The sequence below is a fragment of the Vibrio sp. A2-1 genome (assembly GCF_021728355.1).
Taxonomy (GTDB): Bacteria; Pseudomonadota; Gammaproteobacteria; order Enterobacterales; family Vibrionaceae; genus Vibrio; species Vibrio splendidus_K.
This window is the reverse complement of record NZ_JAKKCO010000005.1, coordinates 155,316-176,490: the sequence shown is the minus strand read 5'-3', so window position 1 is coordinate 176,490 and position 21,175 is coordinate 155,316. Positions and strand designations below refer to the sequence as shown.

General features: G+C 47.0%; 19 protein-coding genes. 11 read left to right on the top strand and 8 right to left on the bottom strand.

The window, feature by feature from the left end:
- Positions 1-90: 90 nt before the first annotated feature.
- From gspH to L3V33_RS17315, 7 genes are read left to right on the top strand one after another with little or no spacing between them, the layout of a single operon-like run.
- Entirely contained in the window at positions 91-684 is a 594-nt protein-coding gene (gene gspH, locus L3V33_RS17345) for a type II secretion system minor pseudopilin GspH (RefSeq protein ID WP_017079328.1), read from the top strand.
- Positions 671-1,045 (top strand): type II secretion system minor pseudopilin GspI, encoded by a 375-nt coding sequence (gspI, locus tag L3V33_RS17340; RefSeq protein WP_237290907.1) that lies wholly within the window; start codon positions 671-673, stop codon positions 1,043-1,045. Before gspH ends, gspI begins: the two co-directional genes overlap by 14 nt.
- The gene (gene gspJ / locus L3V33_RS17335) at positions 1,032-1,781 is read left to right on the top strand and encodes a type II secretion system minor pseudopilin GspJ (RefSeq protein ID WP_237290906.1); all 750 of its coding nucleotides are present in this window, start codon (positions 1,032-1,034) and stop codon (positions 1,779-1,781) included. Before gspI ends, gspJ begins: the two co-directional genes overlap by 14 nt.
- Positions 1,765-2,814 (top strand): type II secretion system minor pseudopilin GspK, encoded by a 1,050-nt coding sequence (gspK, locus tag L3V33_RS17330; RefSeq protein WP_102497579.1) that lies wholly within the window; start codon positions 1,765-1,767, stop codon positions 2,812-2,814. The genes gspJ and gspK overlap by 17 nt, the downstream gene beginning before the upstream one ends.
- Positions 2,783-4,030: a type II secretion system protein GspL gene (gene gspL, locus L3V33_RS17325; protein WP_237290905.1), complete on the top strand. Its 1,248-nt coding sequence runs from the start codon at positions 2,783-2,785 to the stop codon at positions 4,028-4,030. Before gspK ends, gspL begins: the two co-directional genes overlap by 32 nt.
- A gap of 20 nt (positions 4,031-4,050) precedes the next feature.
- Positions 4,051-4,539 (top strand): type II secretion system protein M, encoded by a 489-nt coding sequence (locus L3V33_RS17320; protein WP_017081685.1) that lies wholly within the window; start codon positions 4,051-4,053, stop codon positions 4,537-4,539.
- Between the two features lies 1 nt (position 4,540).
- The gene (locus tag L3V33_RS17315; RefSeq protein ID WP_237290904.1) at positions 4,541-5,320 is read left to right on the top strand and encodes a type II secretion system protein N; all 780 of its coding nucleotides are present in this window, start codon (positions 4,541-4,543) and stop codon (positions 5,318-5,320) included.
- A gap of 136 nt (positions 5,321-5,456) precedes the next feature.
- Here the strand turns inward: L3V33_RS17315 and cysQ are convergent, their stop codons facing one another.
- The 4 genes from cysQ to L3V33_RS23265 form a co-directional block, all read right to left on the bottom strand.
- On the bottom strand, positions 5,457-6,284 hold the full coding sequence (gene cysQ / locus L3V33_RS17310) for a 3'(2'),5'-bisphosphate nucleotidase CysQ (RefSeq protein ID WP_017109205.1): 828 nt from the start codon (positions 6,282-6,284) through the stop codon (positions 5,457-5,459).
- Between the two features lie 36 nt (positions 6,285-6,320).
- Positions 6,321-6,872 (bottom strand): ADP compounds hydrolase NudE, encoded by a 552-nt coding sequence (gene nudE, locus L3V33_RS17305; protein ID WP_065106065.1) that lies wholly within the window; start codon positions 6,870-6,872, stop codon positions 6,321-6,323.
- 344 nt (positions 6,873-7,216) lie between these two features.
- Complete coding sequence (gene nfuA / locus L3V33_RS17300; protein WP_009848013.1) at positions 7,217-7,801, bottom strand: Fe-S biogenesis protein NfuA; 585 nt, start codon at positions 7,799-7,801, stop codon at positions 7,217-7,219.
- 109 nt (positions 7,802-7,910) lie between these two features.
- On the bottom strand, positions 7,911-8,624 hold the full coding sequence (locus L3V33_RS23265; RefSeq protein ID WP_346730230.1) for a ComF family protein: 714 nt from the start codon (positions 8,622-8,624) through the stop codon (positions 7,911-7,913).
- Between the two features lie 93 nt (positions 8,625-8,717).
- Here L3V33_RS23265 and bioH point away from each other — a divergent pair, with 93 nt between their 5' ends.
- Complete coding sequence (gene bioH, locus L3V33_RS17290; RefSeq protein WP_145570080.1) at positions 8,718-9,494, top strand: pimeloyl-ACP methyl ester esterase BioH; 777 nt, start codon at positions 8,718-8,720, stop codon at positions 9,492-9,494.
- 339 nt (positions 9,495-9,833) lie between these two features.
- A complete protein-coding gene (locus L3V33_RS17285; protein WP_146454085.1) occupies positions 9,834-10,307 on the top strand; it encodes an ATP-dependent Lon protease in 474 nt (157 codons plus the stop codon).
- A gap of 125 nt (positions 10,308-10,432) precedes the next feature.
- On the opposite strand, the gene L3V33_RS17280 is transcribed toward L3V33_RS17285, so the two are convergent.
- Together L3V33_RS17280 and greB are read right to left on the bottom strand one after the other, a co-directional pair.
- A complete protein-coding gene (locus L3V33_RS17280; protein ID WP_237290903.1) occupies positions 10,433-12,763 on the bottom strand; it encodes a Tex family protein in 2,331 nt (776 codons plus the stop codon).
- 716 nt (positions 12,764-13,479) lie between these two features.
- Positions 13,480-13,962 (bottom strand): transcription elongation factor GreB, encoded by a 483-nt coding sequence (gene greB / locus L3V33_RS17275; RefSeq protein ID WP_017075897.1) that lies wholly within the window; start codon positions 13,960-13,962, stop codon positions 13,480-13,482.
- A gap of 178 nt (positions 13,963-14,140) precedes the next feature.
- On the opposite strand from greB, the gene ompR reads away from it, so the two are divergent.
- Complete coding sequence (gene ompR, locus L3V33_RS17270; protein ID WP_009848007.1) at positions 14,141-14,860, top strand: two-component system response regulator OmpR; 720 nt, start codon at positions 14,141-14,143, stop codon at positions 14,858-14,860.
- Positions 14,861-15,026: 166 nt separating this feature from the next.
- Positions 15,027-16,328 carry a two-component system sensor histidine kinase EnvZ gene (envZ, locus tag L3V33_RS17265; protein WP_054547981.1) on the top strand — a complete coding sequence of 434 codons (1,302 nt, stop codon included), beginning with the start codon at positions 15,027-15,029 and terminating at the stop codon, positions 16,326-16,328.
- Between the two features lie 114 nt (positions 16,329-16,442).
- Here envZ and recG read toward each other — a convergent pair whose 3' ends face one another.
- Entirely contained in the window at positions 16,443-18,521 is a 2,079-nt protein-coding gene (gene recG / locus L3V33_RS17260; protein ID WP_237290902.1) for an ATP-dependent DNA helicase RecG, read from the bottom strand.
- Between the two features lie 489 nt (positions 18,522-19,010).
- Positions 19,011-21,137 carry a bifunctional GTP diphosphokinase/guanosine-3',5'-bis pyrophosphate 3'-pyrophosphohydrolase gene (spoT, locus tag L3V33_RS17255; RefSeq protein WP_004735646.1) on the bottom strand — a complete coding sequence of 709 codons (2,127 nt, stop codon included), beginning with the start codon at positions 21,135-21,137 and terminating at the stop codon, positions 19,011-19,013.
- Between the last annotated feature and the right edge of the window lie 38 nt (positions 21,138-21,175).

Sequence of the window (21,175 nt, the reverse complement as noted above, 5' to 3'; positions counted from 1 at the left end):
GTTGTCGGTTGATACGTTCCTGTTGTTTGATTCGTTATTGTCGCTTGATACGTTATTGATGGTAGTACGCAAAAAAATGGAGTCTACAAGGTGAAAACTAAGCAAACACAGCCAGGTTTCACCTTGATTGAGATTCTTTTGGTGTTGGTATTATTGTCAGTATCGGCGGTCGCGGTGATCTCGACCATCCCTACCAATAGTAAAGATGTTGCTAAAAAATACGCTCAAAGCTTTTATCAGCGAATTCAGCTACTCAATGAAGAGGCTATTTTGAGTGGCTTAGATTTTGGTGTTCGTGTTGATGAAAAAAAATCGACTTACGTTCTGATGACTTTGAAGTCTGATGGCTGGCAAGAAACTGAGTTCGAAAAGATCCCTTCTTCAACTGAATTACCGGAAGAACTGGCACTGTCGCTGACATTAGGTGGTGGCGCGTGGGAAGACGATGATCGTCTTTTTAATCCGGGAAGCTTATTTGATGAAGACATGTTTGCGGATCTGGAAGAGGAAAAGAAGCCCAAGCCACCACAGGTCTACATCTTGTCGAGTGCTGAAATGACGCCATTTGTACTGTCGTTTTACCCAAACACGGGTGACACAATACAAGATGGTTGGCGCATTCGAGTATTGGATAATGGTGAGATTCGACTGCTAGAGCCGGGAGAAGAAGATGAAGAAGAATAACCGTTCTCCTTATCGTTCTCGCGGAATGACTCTGCTTGAGGTATTGGTTGCTCTTGCTATTTTTGCGACGGCGGCGATCAGTGTGATTCGTGCTGTCACCCAGCACATCAATACGCTCAGTTATCTCGAAGAAAAGACCTTTGCGGCGATGGTCGTTGATAATCAAATGGCCCTAGTCATGCTACATCCTGAGAAGCTTAAAAAAGCGCAGGGCACGCAAGAGTTAGCGGGAAGAGAGTGGTTCTGGAAGATTACCCCTATCGATACCAGCGATGATTTATTAAAGGCGTTTGATGTGAGCGCGGCAACCAGTAAAAAATCTTCTCCAGTAGTGACGGTGCGCAGCTATGTGGTCAATTAAAAGCGTGTCGCTAAGTAAGAGCATGTCGGAAAATAAGCGTACGCCGCGTAAACAAGGTCTATCTTCCAAAGGGAGAGGCTTTACCCTAATTGAAGTCTTGGTCTCGATTGCTATCTTTGCCACGTTGAGCATGGCGGCTTATCAGGTGGTTAATCAGGTACAGCGAAGCAACGAGATCTCTATTGAGCGCAGTGCTCGTTTGAACCAACTGCAACGAAGTTTAGTCATTTTAGATAATGATTTTCGCCAGATGGCGGTGCGAAAATTTCGTACCAACGGTGAAGAAGCATCATCTAAGCTGATCTTAATGAAAGAGTATTTATTGGATTCTGACAGTGTAGGCATCATGTTTACTCGCTTAGGTTGGCACAACCCGCAGCAGCAGTTTCCTCGCGGAGAAGTCACGAAGGTTGGCTACCGCATCAAAGAAGAAACACTTGAGCGTGTATGGTGGCGTTATCCCGATACACCTTCAGGCCAAGAAGGTGTGATTACCCCTCTGCTTGATGATGTTGAAAGCTTGGAATTCGAGTTTAATGACGGAAGCCGCTGGGGGAAAGAGTGGCAAACCGATAAGTCCCTGCCGAAAGCGGTGAGGCTCAAGCTGACACTAAAAGACTATGGTGAGATAGAGCGTGTTTATCTCACTCCCGGTGGCACCCTAGATCAGGCCGATGATTCTTCAAACAGTGACTCTTCAGGCAGTAGTGAGGGGAATAATGACTCATCGAACTAATAAGCGTTTAGCGACAAGGTCAGCCTTGGGACGTAAACAACGTGGTGTCGCGCTGATCATTATTTTAATGCTACTGGCGATCATGGCCACCATTGCTGGCAGCATGTCTGAACGTCTGTTTACTCAATTCAAGCGCGTTGGTAATCAGTTGAATTATCAACAGGCTTACTGGTATAGCATTGGTGTGGAAGCGCTTGTGCAAGACGGCATTAGGCAAAGCTACAAAGACAGTGATACCGTGAACCTAAGCCAACCATGGGCGTTAGAAGAGCAGGTATACCCATTGGATTATGGCCAAGTTAAGGGCCGCATTGTTGATGCTCAGGCATGTTTTAATCTTAATGCCTTAGCCGGAGTGGCGACCACTTCAAGTAACCAGACTCCTTATTTAGTCACGGTTTGGCAAACCTTATTGGAAAACCAAGACGTTGAGCCTTATCAGGCTGAGGTTATCGCAAATTCAACGTGGGAATTTGTTGATGCGGATACACGAACCACCTCTTCGTCTGGCGTAGAAGACAGCACGTATGAAGCGATGAAGCCCTCTTATTTGGCGGCGAATGGCTTAATGGCCGATGAATCGGAGCTGCGAGCGGTTTATCAAGTCACTGGTGAAGTGATGAATAAGGTTCGCCCATTTGTTTGCGCTCTGCCAACCGATGATTTCCGCTTGAATGTGAATACTCTCACGGAAAAGCAAGCGCCGTTATTGGAAGCGATGTTTGCGCCAGGCTTAAGTGAATCGGATGCCAAACAGCTGATAGACAAACGCCCATTTGATGGCTGGGATACGGTGGATGCTTTCATGGCTGAACCTGCCATTGTTGGTGTGAGTGCCGAAGTCAGCAAGAAAGCGAAAGCATATTTAACTGTAGATAGCGCCTATTTTGAGCTAGATGCAGAGGTATTAGTTGAGCAGTCACGTGTACGTATACGGACGCTTTTCTATAGTAGTAATCGAGAAACAGTGACGGTAGTACGCCGTCGTTTTGGAGGAATCAGTGAGCGAGTTTCTGACCGTTCGACTGAGTAGCGAACCACAAAGCCCTGTGCAGTGGTTAGTTTGGTCGACAAGCCAACAAGAAGTGATAGCAAGCGGTGAGCTGTCTAGCTGGGATCAGCTTGACGAGTTAACGCCTTACGCTGAAAAGCGCAGCTGTATCGCTTTATTGCCGGGAAGTGAATGCTTAATTAAGCGTGTTGAGATCCCTAAAGGTGCTGCTCGCCAGTTTGATTCTATGCTGCCGTTCTTATTAGAAGACGAAGTCGCACAAGATATCGAAGACTTACACCTGACCATTTTAGATAAAGATGCCACTCACGCTACCGTGTGTGGTGTGGATCGTGAATGGCTAAAACAAGCTTTAGACCTGTTTCGTGAAGCCAATATAATCTTCCGTAAGGTGCTACCAGATACACTCGCCGTGCCTTTTGAAGAACAAGGCATCAGTGCGCTGCAGATAGACCAACATTGGTTATTACGCCAAGGTCACTCTCAACGTCAAGGTAACTATCAAGCCGTATCAATCAGCGAAGCATGGTTACCGATGTTTTTGCAAAGTGATTGGGTTGCTGCTGGTGAGGAAGAGCAAGCGACGACTATCTTCAGCTATACCGCGATGCCGAGCGACGACGTTCAACAGCAAAGTGGTCTCGAGTGGCAAGCAAAGCCTGCGGAATTGGTGATGTCTTTATTGAGTCAGCAAGCGATCACAAGCGGCGTAAATTTACTGACTGGCACCTTTAAAACCAAATCTTCATTCAGTAAATATTGGCGTGTTTGGCAGAAAGTGGCGATTGCTGCTTGTTTGCTGGTGGCCGTGATTGTGACTCAACAAGTGTTGAAGGTTCAGCAGTATGAAGCGCAAGCCGAAGCTTACAGAGCCGAAAGTGAACGTATTTTTAGAGCTGTGCTGCCTGGCAAACAACGTATTCCGACCGTGAGTTACCTCAAGCGTCAGATGAACGACGAAGCTAAGAAATACGGTGGTTCAGGCGAAGGTGATTCCTTACTTGGTTGGTTAGCTTTGCTGCCTGAAACCTTAGGGCAAGTGAAGACGATCGAAGTTGAAAGCATTCGCTATGATGGCAACCGCTCTGAGGTTCGACTGCAGGCGAAAAGTTCTGACTTCCAACACTTTGAGACCGCAAGGGTGAAGCTCGAAGAGAAGTTTGTCGTTGAGCAAGGGCCATTGAACCGTAATGGCGATGCCGTATTTGGCAGTTTTACTCTTAAACCCCATCAATAACCTGCGTAAGGAGATCAGTGATGAGAAATATGATTGAACCACTCCAAGCGTGGTGGACTTCAATAAGTCAGCGGGAACAACGATTAGTCATTGGTTGTTCTATTTTATTGATACTGGGTGTTGTCTATTGGGGATTAATACAACCACTTAGCCAACGAGCCGAGCTTGCACAAAGCCGCATTCAAAGTGAGAAGCAACTTCTGGCTTGGGTAACCGACAAAGCCAATCAAGTGGTTGAACTACGAGGCAGTGGTGGCATCAGTGCCAGTCAGCCTTTGAACCAATCTGTGCCTGCTTCTATGCGCCGTTTTAACATCGAGCTGATACGCGTGCAACCACGCGGTGAGATGCTGCAAGTTTGGATTAAGCCTGTGCCATTTAATAAGTTCGTTGACTGGCTGACATACCTGAAAGAAAAGCAGGGTGTTGAGGTTGAGTTTATGGATATTGATCGCTCTGATAGCCCTGGGGTTATTGAGATCAACCGACTACAGTTTAAACGAGGTTAATGTGAAACGCGGTTTATCTTTCAAATATGGCCTGTTATTCAGCGTCATTTTTATCGTTTTTTTCTCGGTAAGCTTGTTGCTGCATTTGCCTGCCGCTTTTGCTCTCAAGCATGCACCCGTCGTGCGTGGTTTAAGCATTGAAGGCGTTGAGGGCACCGTTTGGCAAGGTCGCGCTAACAATATCGCGTGGCAGCGTGTCAATTACGGCTCAGTGCAGTGGGACTTCCAGTTCTCGAAACTATTCCAAGCCAAAGCAGAACTGGCGGTTCGCTTTGGTCGTAACAGCGATATGAACTTATCAGGTAAAGGACGTGTCGGGTATAGCATGAGCGGTGCTTACGCGGAAAACTTAGTGGCATCAATGCCTGCCAGCAACGTGATGAAATATGCGCCTGCTATCCCAGTGCCAGTGTCTATTGCAGGGCAAGTTGAACTGACAATCAAACATGCTGTTCATGCTCAACCTTGGTGCCAATCGGGCGAAGGTACGTTTGCTTGGTCTGGTGCAGCTGTCGACTCGCCAGTGGGTTCGTTAGACCTTGGCCCTGTGATTGCGGATATTACTTGTGAAGACAGTACTATTGCAGCCAAAGGCGCTCAGAAGAGCGAGCAAGTGGACAGTGAGTTCTCAGCGAGCGTAACGCCAAATCAAAGCTACACCTCGGCGGCATGGTTTAAGCCGGGTGCTGAATTCCCACCAGCGATGCAGAGCCAACTTAAGTGGTTGGGCAATCCTGACAGCCAGGGTAAGTACCAGTTTACCTACCAAGGTCGTTTTTAACCCGGTATCGACTTCTGAACTCGCATCCGCTGGTTATTAAATCACGAGATATAAAAAATGGGCACCTCAATGAGGTGCCCATTTTGTTTGAGTGCTTAACTGCTTAACTGCTTAACCGCGACCAGAGCCCTCGAGTTTAGTCTTTACCTTGTAAGATTTCTGCCCAAGGTAAGTCAGCATCGCCAAGCACAATGAAGTTTGGATTCTCTAGAGTATCCCTTTCATTGTAAGAGAGCGGCTCTAATTGAGTGCTTAGGATTCGGCCTCCGGCTTCTTCAACAATGCACTGGGTTGCAGCTGTATCCCACTCTCCGGTTGGTCCAATACGTAGATAACAATCCACAGCGCCTTCTGCGACTAAACATGCCTTAAGCGCTGCTGAGCCAAGAGGAACCAAGTCGTAGTTCCAAGCAGAGCTCATACGACTAGTGATACGGTTGATGTCTTGACGGCGACTGATCGCCATCGCGATGGATTGGTTTGGCAGTTCATGGCGGTGTGTCTTAATCTTCACACTGTCATTAAGGTCTGGGATCTTCCAAGCGCCTTTGCCACTGTAAGCATAATAGCTCACGCCTGAAACGGGTGCGTACACGACGCCCATGACCGGCTTGTTATGCTCAATTAAGGCAATAATTGTCGCGAAATCACCACTTCTTGCAATGAACTCCTGCGTACCATCCAGCGGATCAACCAACCAGTAACGATCCCATTGAGAGCGTTGCTCTAGGCTGATGTCGGCGTCTTCTTCGGATAATACGGGAATATCAGGCGTCAATTCACTGAGTTTTTTTAATATCAGCTTATGTGCTGCAAGGTCGGCACTGGTGACCGGAGTGTCATCACTCTTGGTGAACTCTTCGTAATCCTTTTTCTCATAGATCTCTAAGATGAGCTGTCCAGCCGAACGAGCGATCTCAATGACTGGAGGGAGGAGGTGAGACAAATCTTTTGTTATTGGCATAAATATTCTCTTACTCTTCGAGCGAGCCTGAATGTTCTAGTTATTGTTTAATACACGAAGGGCTAATAGTAGAGCTGTAATACTGCGAGCCTCACAGAAGTCGAGATGCGTTAACAGTTCTTCGGCTTGAGCAAGTGGCCAGCGGACAATGTCTAGTGGCTCAGGCTCATCACCTTCTAGCTTCTCTGGATAGAGTTCTTCTGCGATAAACAGTGTCATTTTGCTAGAGAAATAAGAGGGGGCGAGAATCACTTCTTTTAAAGGTGTGAGTTTATTAGCGCCAAAACCAATCTCTTCTTTTAGTTCACGAACCGCGGCTTCATTTGGCTGTTCACCGGGATCAATCAGTCCTTTTGGGAAGCCGAGTTCATAGCGTTCAGTACCCGCTGCGTATTCACGCACCAGTAGAATATCGCCTTGCTCAGTAATCGGAACCATCATTACTGCGTTGCGACCGCTGGGCTTCATGCGTTCGTAGGTACGCTCTACACCGTTGGAAAAGCGTAAATCGAGAGACTCGATAGAGAATAGTTTTGATTGAGCGACAGTTTGTTGAGCCAAAATTTCTGGCTTGGTCCTTTTTGTCATTGCGCTCGCTCCTTAGCTCATTGGAATTCTTTCTTATAAAGTCATTCTAATATAGGGGAAATAGAGTTGAGTTCCTAGATCCTAGTTTTCATATCCTGAAATTATTGAATCAGGAACCGATTGCGATCACTTGAATACCTTACTCCAAATGGTAACGGCTCGTTATTATTGGCATTGAATGAGAAATAGACGGTTCGGAAGTACTCTTGTTGTTTTAAACACAAAAAAAGGTTGATGCTTGCGCATCAACCTTTTCATTAAATCTTTAACTTTCTACTGGCTAAGACTTCATGAGTACCTAATCGTGAAGTACCTAATCATGAAGTACCTAGTCGTAAAAGAGCTTAGTAGTAAGAATGCTCACCGCGATCGTGCTCAGTTGCATCACGAACGGCAGTCAATTCACCTTCGAATTGTTGAAGAAGTTCTTTCTCGATGCCTTCTTTAAGCGTTACATCAACCATAGAACAACCGTTACAACCGCCGCCGAATGCAACGATAGCAGCACCTTCTTCAGTGATCTCTACTAGGCTAACGTGACCGCCGTGGCCAGCAAGCTGTGGGTTCACTTGTGTTTGGATTGCATACTCAACACGTTCTATCAACGTTGCATCGTCTGATACTTTACGCATCTTCGCGTTTGGTGCTTTAAGTGTAAGTTGAGAGCCCATTTTGTCTGTAACGAAGTCAATTTCAGCTTCATCTAGGAATGGTAGGCTTAGCTCATCTACGTACGCAGAGAAAGCTTCAAAAGAAAGCTTTGTGTCAGACGCTTCGATAGCATCTGTTGGGCAGTAAGAAACACCACACTCAGCGTTTTGCGTACCTGGGTTTACCACGAACACACGAATGTTTGTACCTTCAGGCTGCTGTGACAGCAGATTGGCAAAATGAGTTTGAGCGGTTTCTGTAATAGTAATATTTGACACGACGAATACCTGAGTAGATTTGTAGGTTATTAGCGCCATTCTACTCCTGTCAGATTTGTAATTCAGCCCTTTTTTGTTGGATTGCTGTACAAGTAGCGATTCACAGCAATTATTCAGAGGGCTCAGGAGTGCGGCAGATGCAGTAAATATCAATCCTTTTCACGCCCACTTCAAGTAGTAATTGGCATAATTGATACACTGTACTGCCTGTGGTTACAACATCATCAATTATCGCGATGTGAGAAGGGACAGTTCCTTGAAAGTCTTGTTTTCGAAGCGTAAAAGCGCTCTTTAGATTATGTAAGCGTGCGGATTTAGTCAGCCCTTGCTGAGAAGCGGTTGAGCGAATTCGACGGAACAGCACCTCATCTTTAACGCCAAGTTCTTGAGCTGTGTAATTAGCGAGCAGCTGACTTTGATTAAAGCCTCGATGAATATATCGACGCCAATGCAGAGGTACGCTGGTGATCAGCGGAGCTGGATGCTCGATACGTGAAGCCAATAGCTTTGATAGATCGCGTGCAAACCAAAACTTATCGGCGTACTTCATTTGTTGAATGTAACGTGCTGTTGGAAAGGTGTAGTCCCCAACGCAATAGAGACGATGCCAAGGTGGAGGTTGAGATAAGCACTGTCCGCACTGCTCTACTGTGAGCAGTGTTTTTAAGCCACATTGTTGGCAACGAGGAACTGACTCAAAGAGATTAAGACAAGAATCACACCATCGAGGGTGAGCATCGCTGTGCGACTTATCTAGCTTGCATAAGTGGCATTGAGGTGTGACCAGACGTGGTGTGTGTTTTTGAAGCCAATCAGATAACATAGCTCGCAGTGCTTTTGGGTTATGGTGTTCTTTGTACTCACCATACTGAAACGTACCCTTGATGGTGGATGAAATAAGTAGGGAATAATGAGAATGAGTGACGCGTTGTATTGGCATGTTTCAGGGCAAGGGCCTGATTTAGTTCTGGTTCACGGCTGGGGTATGAATGGTGCGGTATGGCAGCAAACTGTTACCGCTTTAGAAGCTGACTTCCGAGTGCATGTTGTCGATCTTCCAGGGTATGGACACAGTGCTCACAGCCACGCTCAAGATCTTGAAGAGATTGCTCAACAACTGTTGGTCGACGCGCCCAAGCAAGCGATTTGGGTGGGTTGGTCGCTGGGTGGCTTGGTCGCGACACACATGGCTTTGCATCACTCAGATTACGTAAGCAAATTGGTGACTGTCGCTAGCTCCCCTAAATTCGCAGCCGCAAAAGAACCCGTATTATGGCGAGGTATTCAGCCAAACGTATTAAGCGCATTCACAGAACAGTTGGTTGAAGATTTTCAAACCACCATCGAACGTTTTATGGCATTGCAAGCCATGGGCAGCCCTTCTGCAAGACAAGATGTCAAACAGCTCAAGCAAGCGGTGCTGTCTCGTCCGCTACCGAATCCTGATTCTTTGTTAGCGGGTTTGAAAATGCTGTCAGACGTTGACCTCCGTGAACAATTACCGCAGATCTCTGTGCCTATGCTGCGCTTATACGGTCGATTAGATGGGCTTGTGCCAATCAAGGTTGCAAAAGACTTGGGCAAAGCCTTACCTCATACCGAACAATACATCTTCACTCAGTCTTCACATGCGCCTTTTATGACTGAAGCAGATGCCTTTTGCAGTGAATTGGTCAGCTTCGCGCGAAAATAATCGCTAAATTTATCGCTGGCTTGGTCGATATATAACCTAATACCAATCACAGTAAGTAAGTGTTCAAAAATAGCGTAGGAAAAAGGCTTGAGAACAAGGCTGAGCTTTTTGATAAGTAGTTATTCTACAATCAAAAGTTCTAACGCCGTTATCGAGCATTTTAACAAGCTAGGATGAGCAGTTATTTACTACGATTGGTATAACACCAAGGCGTTGCATGATACTCAGACCTAACTCTCTCCTGAGCTGATTGCGGTAAGTTGGGCTATGCCTGTTGTGCTGACTCACAGTGCAACAGCGTTATAGCAATAACGATGGGCGATTCTTGAGGAGTTCGCGATGATTGTGTCACCTGCAACTGCAGTGAGTGTGCCACTGATCGCCCCATCCGTTAATGTGCAAACAGAGCAAGTTGCGCGTGATAATAGAGTTCGAGAACCTGTCGCTCCCGCCGTAGCATTGGCAAAAACCAATGCAGAGCGAAAGGTAAAACCGGACGATAAGCGAAGGCAGCAGTCGGCTTGGGATCCTTCAGACCATCCAGGTTATGAAATGGAGAACGAGTCAGAGGCCAATTCGATTAGCCAAGAAGAGCCACAAGATCCTTTTGATAGGTTGTTCAGCTTATTGGCACTGAGAACATACAGTGCTGATCAAGGAAAGGGCTATACCATGCGTTTCCGCCTGCCAAAGCATGTTTTAGATGCGGCGATTCAAGAGGGACAGATGGAGAAACGACGTAAGGTCATAAAATACCATTATGGTCATGCTGTTGCGCCTCATGCTCCATCAGAGATGCTAGTCGTGTTATGAATTGAAAATTCATGATTCGACCATACTTCGATGTCTCTTTTGAACACATAATAAAAAACCTGCATACCCTAAGGGATGCAGGTTTTCTGTTTTAGGCGAATCAGTTTGCCAGATGCGCTAACGGATTATTTTTTCGCTTTAGCAAATGCAGCAGCGAACGCACCACCCATCGCAGCGTTTTGTTGCGGTTCCTCACGGCGGCGTTGTCCACCTTGTGAGCTTTGGTTCGGGCGGTTTTGTGTGCGAGGTGCACTTGAACGTTGTGCACGGTTGTCTTGGCCGGGTTCATCTTTCATACGCATGCTCAGTGCAATACGTTTACGTTGAACATCCACTTCCATCACCTTCACTTTGACGATTTCCCCCGTTTTCACGACTTCATGAGGATCAGAGACAAAACGATCGGTTAGCGCTGAAATGTGCACCAAGCCGTCTTGGTGTACGCCAATATCCACGAACGCGCCAAAGTTAGCTACGTTTGAAACCACACCTTCTAAGATCATGCCGGGTTCTAAGTCAGACATGCTATTTACGCCATCGGCGAAGGTTGCAGTCTTGAATTCAGGACGAGGATCTCGACCCGGCTTATCCAGCTCTTTGATGATGTCGGTTACCGTTGGTACACCGAAGTTCTCATTGGTGTAATCAACCGCATGTAAACCACGTAAGAAGTCTGTATTACCCACCAGAGACTTGATGTCTTTGTGGTTTTTCTCGGCGATGGTTTTTACCAATGGATAAGCTTCTGGGTGAACCGATGATGCGTCTAGCGGGTTCTTACCATCCATGATACGCAGGAAGCCGGCACACTGTTCAAAGGCTTTTGGCCCCAAACGTGCGACCTTTTTCAAGGTAGTGCGTGCTTCAAAGCGACCGTTTTCATCACGGAAGTCCACGATGTTCTGGGCGATGGTGTTAGAAAGGCCAGCAACACGAGTTAACAGTGCAGCAGAAGCAGTATTCACATCAACACCAACCGCGTTTACACAGTCTTCGACAATCGCATCTAGGCGCTTAGCGAGCATAGTTTGGCTCACGTCGTGTTGGTATTGGCCCACACCGATCGATTTAGGGTCAATCTTCACCAGCTCTGCCAGTGGATCTTGCAGACGACGAGCAATAGACACCGCGCCACGAATCGATACATCCATGTTCGGGAATTCTTTTGCCGCTAACTCAGACGCGGAATAAACCGATGCGCCCGCTTCGCTGACAATGATTTTTTGTGCTGTTAGGTTGCCACGCTTAATCACATCAGCAACAAAGCTGTCGGTTTCGCGTGAAGCCGTACCATTACCAATCGCAATTAGGTCAACGTTGAACTGACGAACCATCTGTTCAACAACATGAGCTGACTTCTCGTATTGCTTTTGCGGTGGGTGAGGGTAAATAGTCTCTGTTGCCAGAACCTTACCGGTTGAATCCACCACGGCGATTTTCGAACCAGTACGTAAACCCGGATCCAAGCCTAAGGTTGCACGAGGTCCAGCCGGCGCTGCCATCAGCAGGTCTTTAAGGTTAGTTGCGAACACTTCAATCGCTTCGATTTCACCGCGTTCTTTCATCGCGCCCATCAACTCGGTTTCCATGTGCATAGAAACCTTGATACGCCACGCCCAACTAATCACTTGCTTACGCCATGCATCTGCAGGAGCGCTGCTCAGGGTAATACCGTAGTGATCAGAGATGATGTTTTCGCAGTAAGAACCACGTACACCTTCTTCTTGCTCTGGGTCAGCATTCATTGCCAGCGTTAGGAAGCCTTCATTTCGGCCTCGCAACATCGCAAGCGCACGGTGTGAAGGTACTTTGTTGAGTGTTTCGTTGTGTTCGAAGTAGTCTTTGAATTTCTCGCCAGCTTGCTCTTTGCCTGCCACGACACGTGAAACGAGCTCAGAGTTGCGTGTTAGATGTTGGCGAATCTTTTCAAGTAGGTTTGCGTCTTCAGCAATGCGCTCCATGATGATTGCTCGTGCACCATCCAGTGCCGCTTTGGTATCAGCAATGCTTTTATCGCTGCTGATGAAGTTAGCGGCTTCGGTTTCAGGATCGTGCTGAGGTTCATTCCAAAGTGTATCGGCAAGTGGCTCTAAGCCTGCTTCGATTGCGATCTGACCTTTGGTACGACGCTTTGGTTTGTATGGCAGGTATAGATCTTCTAGGCGCGTCTTGCTGTCGGTTTGAGTGATATCACGCTCTAATTCTGGCGTGAGTTTGCCTTGGTCTTGAATCGACTTAAGAATCGTTTGGCGGCGATCGTCGAGCTCGCGAAGGTATGAAAGGCGACTATCAAGGTTACGTAGTTGGGTATCGTCTAAGCCACCCGTGACTTCTTTACGGTAGCGGGCAATAAAGGGAACGGTGTTACCGTCGTCAATTAGGTTGACTGCGGCGATGACTTGCTCTGAACGAACATTCAGTTCTTCAGCAATCAGTCGACAGATAGCTTGGCTCATCCGATGAATCTCTTATTTAATATCATGACAAATACATGGGGGTGAGCGTACGCTTTTTCTAGCTTTGGCTGTGTAATTATCGTGTCAGAAGTCGAATTTCCGTTTGTGATATCCGCTTTGTGCGAGATCTCTCACACGTGATGTAAGCCTAAGTCGCCTTAAACCTGTCAATATGTCTTAATTTAATTTTAAGTTGTTGATTTTTAATAATATGGTGTTTTAGGGCGTATTTCTCACTCGAAATGTTTTTTGGGACTATCTAGGAAACTCGCTCAAATACCGTAATATTTAACTTGTCGACAGGGAGTTGGCAGGAACAGGAAAAAGCCTAATGGACTAGGTATCTTCAGGATGAAGATTTGATTACTTAGGATGAGTGGTCAGCAAGGAAGTAATAATCTCTGGATGAGATTCGCCAGTCAGGATGACAGGCTAGAATGGACACCGCTAGGATGGCGATGAACAAAAAGGAAATTGGTTAAAGGATTTAGCCACTATCAAGGACAGATGCAGGGAGCACCTTATCTCGAAGAGATAAACAGTAGCCGGATTGCTGCGATAGAGACTTAACCCCGCCAGGCGCAAGCCTAGCGGGGTTTTCTTTTATCTGGAGTTTGGGTTTGTCTGCTCGATATTTTATGGCCGGTTAATCATGCTAAGCCATAAGCCATAAGCCATAAGCCATAAGCCATAAGCCAAGGCATGAGCAATAAACTTTACGCGTCGTCTGCGTAGCGAATCGAGTTAATGAACCACTCTTTATCGCCTTCCGGTGTGGTTACCGTAAACTCATCATCCACTTCCTTCTTCAGCAGAGCTCTAGCCATTGGCGAGTCGATAGAGATATAACCTTTCGCACCACCGTAGATCTCTTCAGGGCCGACAATGCGAAACTTCTTAATTTCCCCATCATCATTTTCAATTTCGACCCAAGCACCGAAAAAGACCTTACCTTCTTGTTGCGGTGAGTAATCAACGATAGTCACATCAGGTAGGAATTTTCTTAAGAAACGGACTCGGCGATCAATCTGACGAAGCAAACGCTTATTAAAGGTGTAATCTGCGTTTTCTGAACGATCTCCAAGGCTTGCAGCCCAAGTGACTATCTTAGTAATTTCAGGACGTTTCTCGTGCCATAAGTGGTCATGTTCTGCTTTGAGCTTGTTATAACCTTCTCGGGTGATAAGTTTGGTTTTCATGAATCTGACTTAATGAAATGATGATCTAAGATAGAATATATAGAAAGGCAACATACGTTAACAATTATTTAGGCGACTTTTTCTCCAATAATGTTACATTTTTAATGTCTTATACCAATATACAATTTACCAAGAATGCTTAACCTTAGGTTTAAGCTTTAATAGGTGGAACCATTACATGCAAGAAAACTACAAAATTTTAGTGGTCGATGACGATGCTCGTCTACGTGCATTGCTAGAACGCTATCTGTCAGAGCAAGGCTTTCAAGTGCGTAGCGTGGCAAACAGTGAGCAGATGGACCGCCTGTTAACCCGTGAAAATTTTCACTTGATGGTATTGGATTTAATGTTGCCTGGCGAAGATGGTCTATCGATCTGTCGTCGTCTAAGAAACGCAAACAACTCGCTACCTATCCTTATGCTGACGGCAAAGGGTGATGAAGTGGATCGCATTGTGGGCTTGGAAGTGGGTGCGGATGATTACCTGCCAAAACCATTTAACCCGCGTGAGCTATTAGCTCGTATCAAAGCGGTAATGCGTCGCCAAGTGATTGAAGCGCCGGGCGCACCAAGCACAGAAGAATCTGTGGTTGAGTTTGGTGAATTCCGCCTAAACCTAGGTACGCGTGAAATGTTCCGCGGTGAAGAGCCAATGCCTCTGACTTCGGGTGAATTTGCCGTGCTCAAGTCACTGGTCACTAACGCTCGTGAGCCAATGTCTCGCGATAAGCTAATGAACATGGCGCGTGGCCGTGAATATTCAGCAATGGAACGTTCTATCGATGTTCAGATTTCACGTCTGCGTCGTCTAGTGGAAGAAGATCCAAGTAAGCCTCGTTACATCCAAACGGTGTGGGGCTTGGGTTATGTATTCGTTCCAGATGGCAAAGCAGTCTAAACCGGTTTTGTAAGCTCTATATCAGCTTCATCGGTTCTGTGAATCAGAATTCTATATTTACGGGTCATCTCATTAATATGCGATGGCCCGTTTTGTATTCAGCACAATGGTTTACAGCTATAGTTCCCATTATATCCCTTTATCATCCCCTCAATTTAGGTCTTCTATGCGCATACGTAGCTCCTTTACTCAGTCGATAGTGCTCTTCTTAACCCTGTTGGTCGCTAGCCAAATCTTTTCTTATTACGCGGTGTTTAACTATGCATTGATGCCGAGTTTGCAGCAGTTTAATAAGATCTTGGCTCATGAGTTAAATCTCGTCTTGGACCAAGGCACTGACATGGATATCGAGATTGATGCGCCATTGCGTCAGCGTGTGCTTGAGCAGCTAGGAGTGACGGTTCACGCCAAGGACAGCGAAGCCGCGGGTGAGTATTACCATGCAGTAGCAATCGACCTGATGAGTGAGGAGATGACCAAAGAGTTGGGTTCTGAAACCGAAGTGCGGCTGATCTTGGGCAAAGAGAGCTACGTGTTGTGGATGGACATCGCGCAGCTGCCTAACTCCTTGATTCGTATCCCTCTGTCTGAGCTGCAAGAAGAAGACTTTGCGCCTCTGTTCCGTAACAGCCTGATCATGGCGCTGTTGATTGTCGCGGGTGGCTGGCTGTTCATTCGCTTGCAAAACCGGCCTTTGATAGCGCTAGAGAAAGCCGCCCAAGGTGTGGGGCGTGGCGATATTCCACCACCATTGCCAGTGCAAGGTGCGCAAGAAATCCGCTCGGTAACCCGAGCCTTTAATCAGATGTCGAAAGGTATCCAAGAACTCGAAGAAGACCGCGCTTTGTTGATGGCAGGTATCAGTCATGATTTACGTACTCCGTTAACGCGTATTCGCTTAGCGACCGAGATGATGTCGCCAGAAGATAGCTATTTAGCGGAAGGGATCATCAGTGATACCGAAGAGTGTAATGAGATCATCAGCCAGTTTATGGATTACCTAAAGCCCGTTGATCGAGATTCATTCCAAGAGGTATTTGTCGATGATATTGCCCGAGAAGTTTCTAGCTCTGAAGGTGGCTACGAGGTACAAATTGAAACCGATATACCAGATTCGATGAAGCCTGCACTAGGGAACCCGATCGCGATGAAGCGTGCCGTGAGTAACTTGGTGGTGAATGCGCTGCGCTATGGCAATGGTTGGGTCAAGGTATCGACTGGCATGACGGCCGATAATAAACTGGCTTGGGTAACCGTTGAAGATAATGGCCCGGGGATCCCGCAAGACCAAGTCGGTAAGTTGTTTGAACCGTTCACGCGTGGTGACACCGCTCGTGGCAGTGAAGGTACCGGCTTAGGCTTGGCGATTGTGAAACGTATTGTCAGCCAGCACCAAGGTGCTGTTGTGGTTAATAACCGCAGTGAGGGCGGCTTAAAAGCGCAGATCAGCTTCCCTGTTAAGCCTTAAATACTATTGGGAGTTGGGGACCTGTATAGAGATCCTCGCTCTTGCTTGATGAGAGTAACGCACAGTAAAAAGGCTTCCTTGAGGAAGCCTTTTTGTCTTTTTATGCAGTGTTAGCTAAGCCTTGGAGTAAACATCGCGTTCGCCTAGCCAACGGTTGATGATCGCCTTAGCATTGTCTGGGTAGCTATCGTGAATATGTCTTGCGATACGCTGAACCTCTGGGATTAAACGTTGGTCACGAATTAGATCAGCGATCTTAAAGTCGGCCAAGCCAGTTTGTTTGGTACCGAGCAATTCACCGGGGCCACGGATTTCTAAGTCGCGCTGTGCAATCACAAAGCCATCGTTACTTTCACGCAGCACACCTAAGCGCTTCTGAGCGGTTTTAGACAGCGGAGAGTGATACAACAGTACACAATGGCTTGCGACTGAACCACGGCCAACACGGCCTCGTAGTTGGTGCAGTTGTGCTAGGCCAAGGCGTTCTGGGTTCTCGATGATCATTAAGCTCGAATTCGGTACATCCACACCTACTTCGATGACGGTTGTCGCAACCAATAGATGCAGCTTGTTCTCTTTGAACTCTCGCATCACCGCTTGTTTCTCGGCGGGTTTCATACGGCCATGGACTAAACCAATTTTTACGTCAGGCAGTTTGCGTTGCAGCTCTTCTGCCGTATCCGCTGCAGCTTGAGCTTCCAGCACTTCCGATTCATCAATCAGCGTACACACCCAGTAGGCTTGTTTGCCTTCATTGAGACACGCATTTTTCACACGTTCAACAATGTCATCGCGCTTGGTATCGGGAATCGCGACGGTTTGAATTGGGGTTCGCCCCGGTGGCAGTTCATCAATAATAGAAGTTTCGAGGTCGGCATAGGCCGTCATGGCTAGCGTTCGTGGAATTGGTGTTGCCGTCATCACCAGTTGGTGAGGGTAATAACCTTGCTTTGCGCCTTTTTCACGCAGCTCTAGTCGCTGGTGGACGCCAAATCGGTGCTGCTCATCAATGATCACTAAACCAAGGTTGTTGAACTCGACATGCTCTTGGAATAGCGCATGAGTACCGACCACCATTTGCGCTTCGCCGCTGGCAATACGTGTTAGTTCAGTTTCACGAGCCTTACCTTTGAGTTTACCTGCTAGCCAACCGACTTGAATGCCCATCGCCTCAAACCAGTTGGCAAAGTTAATTGCGTGCTGCTCTGCCAGTAGTTCAGTGGGTGCCATCAATGCCACTTGTTGACCGTGTTCGAGTGCGCGAACCGCCGCCAGTGCGGCGACTAAGGTTTTACCTGAACCTACATCACCCTGTACTAAGCGCATCATAGGGTGCGGCTTTTCCAAGTCAGCTTCGATCTCTTTGGTTACTCGTGCTTGAGCGTTGGTTGGAGAAAACGGTAGTTGAGCTAACAACTTATCTTTGAGGGTGTTTACCTGAGGGAAAGGCATCGCTTTGTCTTGTTGCCCTTTACTACGAACAGACAGCATCGACAGATTTTGAGCCAGTAGCTCTTCCATAATCAGGCGCAGCTGCGCAGGGTGTTTACCTTCATCAAACAACTCTAGGTCAATGCCTGGAGGTGGCCTGTGAATGGTATGCAGTGCTTGCGCGAGGGTAATTTGGTGGTCGTATAAACCTGATGGGAGAAGCTCGTTAACCGCCGCTTTATCTATCAGCTCTAAGGCTTGGTCAGTGAGGTTACGCAGCGTGACTTGTCTTAGCCCTTCGGTGGTTGGGTACACCGGAGTTAGGTTGGCTTCAACGTCTGGCTGTTGCCTCGGCGCAAAGAATTTGTAGTCGGGATGGACAATCTCAAGCCCCATATTACCGCGCTTGATCTCACCATAAGCATGCACTTGTTTGCCTTCGGCAAAGTTATTCTTCATGCCGGCGGTGAAGTTGAAAAAGCGTAGGGTAATAGTGCCATTACCATCACTGATCTTTACTGCGAGCATCTTACGTTTGCCGAAAATGGTATCGACGTGCATTACCTTGCCTTGCACTGCTGCCCATAAACCAGCATGCAGTTTTACGATGGGATAGATACGCGTTCGATCTTCATAGCGCAAAGGCAGGTGAAATAGCAGGTCTTGTACATTGTTAAGCCCAACCTTCTCTAGTTTCTCTGCGACTTTAGCGCCGACTCCAGATAAAGAGTTGAGAGGGATAGCAGATAAAAGCTGTGACATAACAAGGCTCATAAACGTAAGAGAGATAATCTATTCAAGCATTTTACTGGATTTTTGTACAGGGTAAAGCTTAGAAGCAGATGAGGGATGAGAGTGAACGAGATTCGAAGGGAATAAGAGTAGATGCGGGATACGGGTAAACGAGATGCGAAAAGATTAGAGCAGATGCGGGATACGGGTAAACGAGATGCGAAGGGAATAAGAGTAGATGCGGGATACGGGTAAACGAGATTCGAAGAGATAAGAGCAGATACGGGATGTGGGTAAACGAGATTCGAAGAGATAAGAGTAGATACGGGATGCGAGTAAACGAGATACGAAGAGATAAGAGCAGATTCGAGACTTGGGTAAGCGAGCTAAGAAAAGAACAGGGCGGTACAAAAAATTAAAGCAGACTCGAAATACGAAGAGTTGAGGTGGTGAAAAGCTTTTGCTCTTCGCATCTCGAGACTCGTATCTCTCATCTGCTTTATTTATCTGCTGTTAGATCTAGTTCTTACGACGTTTTACTTTCAGCGCGTGTGGCATCACACGTAGCTTTTTCATAATACTTGCAAGATGAACACGATCTTTGGTTGTCAGCAAGATAGTCACTGTGTACAGGCGTCCATCACGTTCTTCGGTTGAAATACCGTGAATGTTCGAGCCCGTTTTTGAGATAACGTTCGTTAACTCTGCCAGTGCACCTTGGTGGTTTTGGATGTCGATCTGAAGTTCAGCTGTGAACTCTTGATCGTAATCGTCAGACCATTCCACTGCCATGTATTTGTCTGGTTCTTTTTGGTAGCCACGAACGTTTGGACACGTTTCACGGTGAACCACAAGGCCACGACCTGGAGATACATGAGCAATGATGTGATCGCCTGGGATCGGGTGACAACAATTTGCAAAAGTCAGTAGTAGACCTTCAGCTCCGCGGATAGCTAGTTTCTTCCTAGGCGCATCGCTGTTGTTTTTCACTTCAGTCAGTTCGTCAGCATCACCCAGTAGGCGACGAGCAATGACGATACTCATCAGCTCGCCAAGACCAATCGATGCTAGCAAGTCTTCAACGCTTTCTAGACGTAAGTCAGACAATACATGCTCAAGGTTCTCTTGGCCAATATCGGCAATAGAGTGTTCACCAAGTGCGTGATTCAGTAGACGACGGCCTAGGGTAATCGACTCTTCACGGCGCATTGTCTTCAGAACCTGACGGATCTTAGTACGAGCACGAGAGGTCACCACGTAGTTGAGCCATGCAGCATTCGGACGTGCGCCCGGAGCACTGATGATCTCAATGGTTTGACCGTTCTTCAGCGATTTGCTGAGTGGGTAAGGGTTCATGTCGACGCGAGCCCCTACACACATATTGCCCACATCGGTATGTACCGCATAAGCAAAATCGACCGCTGTTGCACCTGCAGGAAGTTCGACGATACGACCTTTCGGCGTGAACACGAAGATCTCATCTGGGAACAGATCAGACTTAACGTTTTCAATAAATTCGAATGAGTTACCTGCGCTTTGTTGAAGCTCAAGCAAGCTCTGCATCCAACGCTGTGCTTTAACCTGTGCGGTTGTCCCATTACTACTGCGTGAGCCACTGCCTTTGTAAGACCAGTGCGCCGCGACACCTTTGTCGGCCATTTGCTCCATATCTTCGGTACGGATCTGAACCTCTACAGGTACCCCGTGAGGGCCGATCATTGACGTATGAAGAGATTGGTAGCCGTTGGCTTTTGGTACCGCAATGTAATCTTTCATGCGGCCCGGACGTGGCTTGTACAAGCTGTGAGCCTGGCCAAGTGCGCGATAACAAGTGTCTGGGGTATCAACCACTACGCGGAAAGCGTAGATGTCCATAATGGTGTGAAAGCGCTGCTCTTTGGTTTTCATCTTGTTATAGATGGAGAACAAGTTCTTTTCACGACCTACGACGCGAGCAGACAAACCGACTTCTTCAAGACGGCCTTCAATTTCGCTATGGATACGTTGGATCATTTCCTTACGGTTACCACGCGCAGCTTTCACTACATTTCTGAGTACGCGATAACGGTTAGGGTAGAGGGCTTCGAAGCCCAACTCTTCTAGTTCGGTCTTGATGTTATGAATACCAAGACGGTGAGCTAGCGGAGAATAGATCTCTAAAGTTTCACGAGCAATACGACGCTTTTTGTCAGGACGAAGTGCCCCAAGCGTACGCATGTTGTGAGTACGGTCAGCTAATTTGATCAAGATAACGCGGATGTCTTGCACCATGGCGAGAACCATCTTACGGAAGTTCTCTGCTTGCGCTTCTTTGCGATCACGAAATTTAAGCTTATCCAGCTTAGATACACCATCAACCAGTTCAGCAACGGTATTGCCGAATTGAGCTTCTAGCTCCTCTTTTGTAACTTCAGTATCTTCAATTACATCGTGGAGTAGGGCGGCTTGCAGGGTTTCGATATCCAGACGCATTTCTGCCAGGATTCTTGAAACAGCAACAGGATGGATTATGTATGGTTCACCCGTTGAACGGGTTTGCCCTTCATGGGCATTTCTCGCTACCACATAAGATTGACGCAGAGCCTCAATTTGAGGCTCTGTTAGGTATTCTTGGGCAACGTCTTTGAGGCTATCGAATAGATACAAATTAAAGGCCCGGAAGGTTAATTAGTTCGAATGACGTT

Bases quoted from the DNA above. Each gene is read 5' to 3' on its own strand.
- gspJ (WP_237290906.1), top strand. From the start codon at position 1,032: ATGTGGTCAATTAAAAGCGTGTCGCTAAGTAAGAGCATGTCGGAAAAT.
- cysQ (WP_017109205.1), bottom strand. From the start codon at position 6,284: ATGCCAATAACAAAAGATTTGTCTCACCTCCTCCCTCCAGTCATTGAG.
- L3V33_RS17285 (WP_146454085.1), top strand. From the start codon at position 9,834: ATGATTGTGTCACCTGCAACTGCAGTGAGTGTGCCACTGATCGCCCCA.
- L3V33_RS17280 (WP_237290903.1), bottom strand. From the start codon at position 12,763: ATGAGCCAAGCTATCTGTCGACTGATTGCTGAAGAACTGAATGTTCGT.
- gspI (WP_237290907.1), top strand. From the start codon at position 671: ATGAAGAAGAATAACCGTTCTCCTTATCGTTCTCGCGGAATGACTCTG.
- ompR (WP_009848007.1), top strand. From the start codon at position 14,141: ATGCAAGAAAACTACAAAATTTTAGTGGTCGATGACGATGCTCGTCTA.
- bioH (WP_145570080.1), top strand. From the start codon at position 8,718: ATGAGTGACGCGTTGTATTGGCATGTTTCAGGGCAAGGGCCTGATTTA.
- L3V33_RS17320 (WP_017081685.1), top strand. From the start codon at position 4,051: ATGAGAAATATGATTGAACCACTCCAAGCGTGGTGGACTTCAATAAGT.
- L3V33_RS23265 (WP_346730230.1), bottom strand. From the start codon at position 8,624: ATGTTATCTGATTGGCTTCAAAAACACACACCACGTCTGGTCACACCT.
- nudE (WP_065106065.1), bottom strand. From the start codon at position 6,872: ATGACAAAAAGGACCAAGCCAGAAATTTTGGCTCAACAAACTGTCGCT.
- envZ (WP_054547981.1), top strand. From the start codon at position 15,027: ATGCGCATACGTAGCTCCTTTACTCAGTCGATAGTGCTCTTCTTAACC.
- recG (WP_237290902.1), bottom strand. From the start codon at position 18,521: ATGTCACAGCTTTTATCTGCTATCCCTCTCAACTCTTTATCTGGAGTC.
- gspK (WP_102497579.1), top strand. From the start codon at position 1,765: ATGACTCATCGAACTAATAAGCGTTTAGCGACAAGGTCAGCCTTGGGA.
- greB (WP_017075897.1), bottom strand. From the start codon at position 13,962: ATGAAAACCAAACTTATCACCCGAGAAGGTTATAACAAGCTCAAAGCA.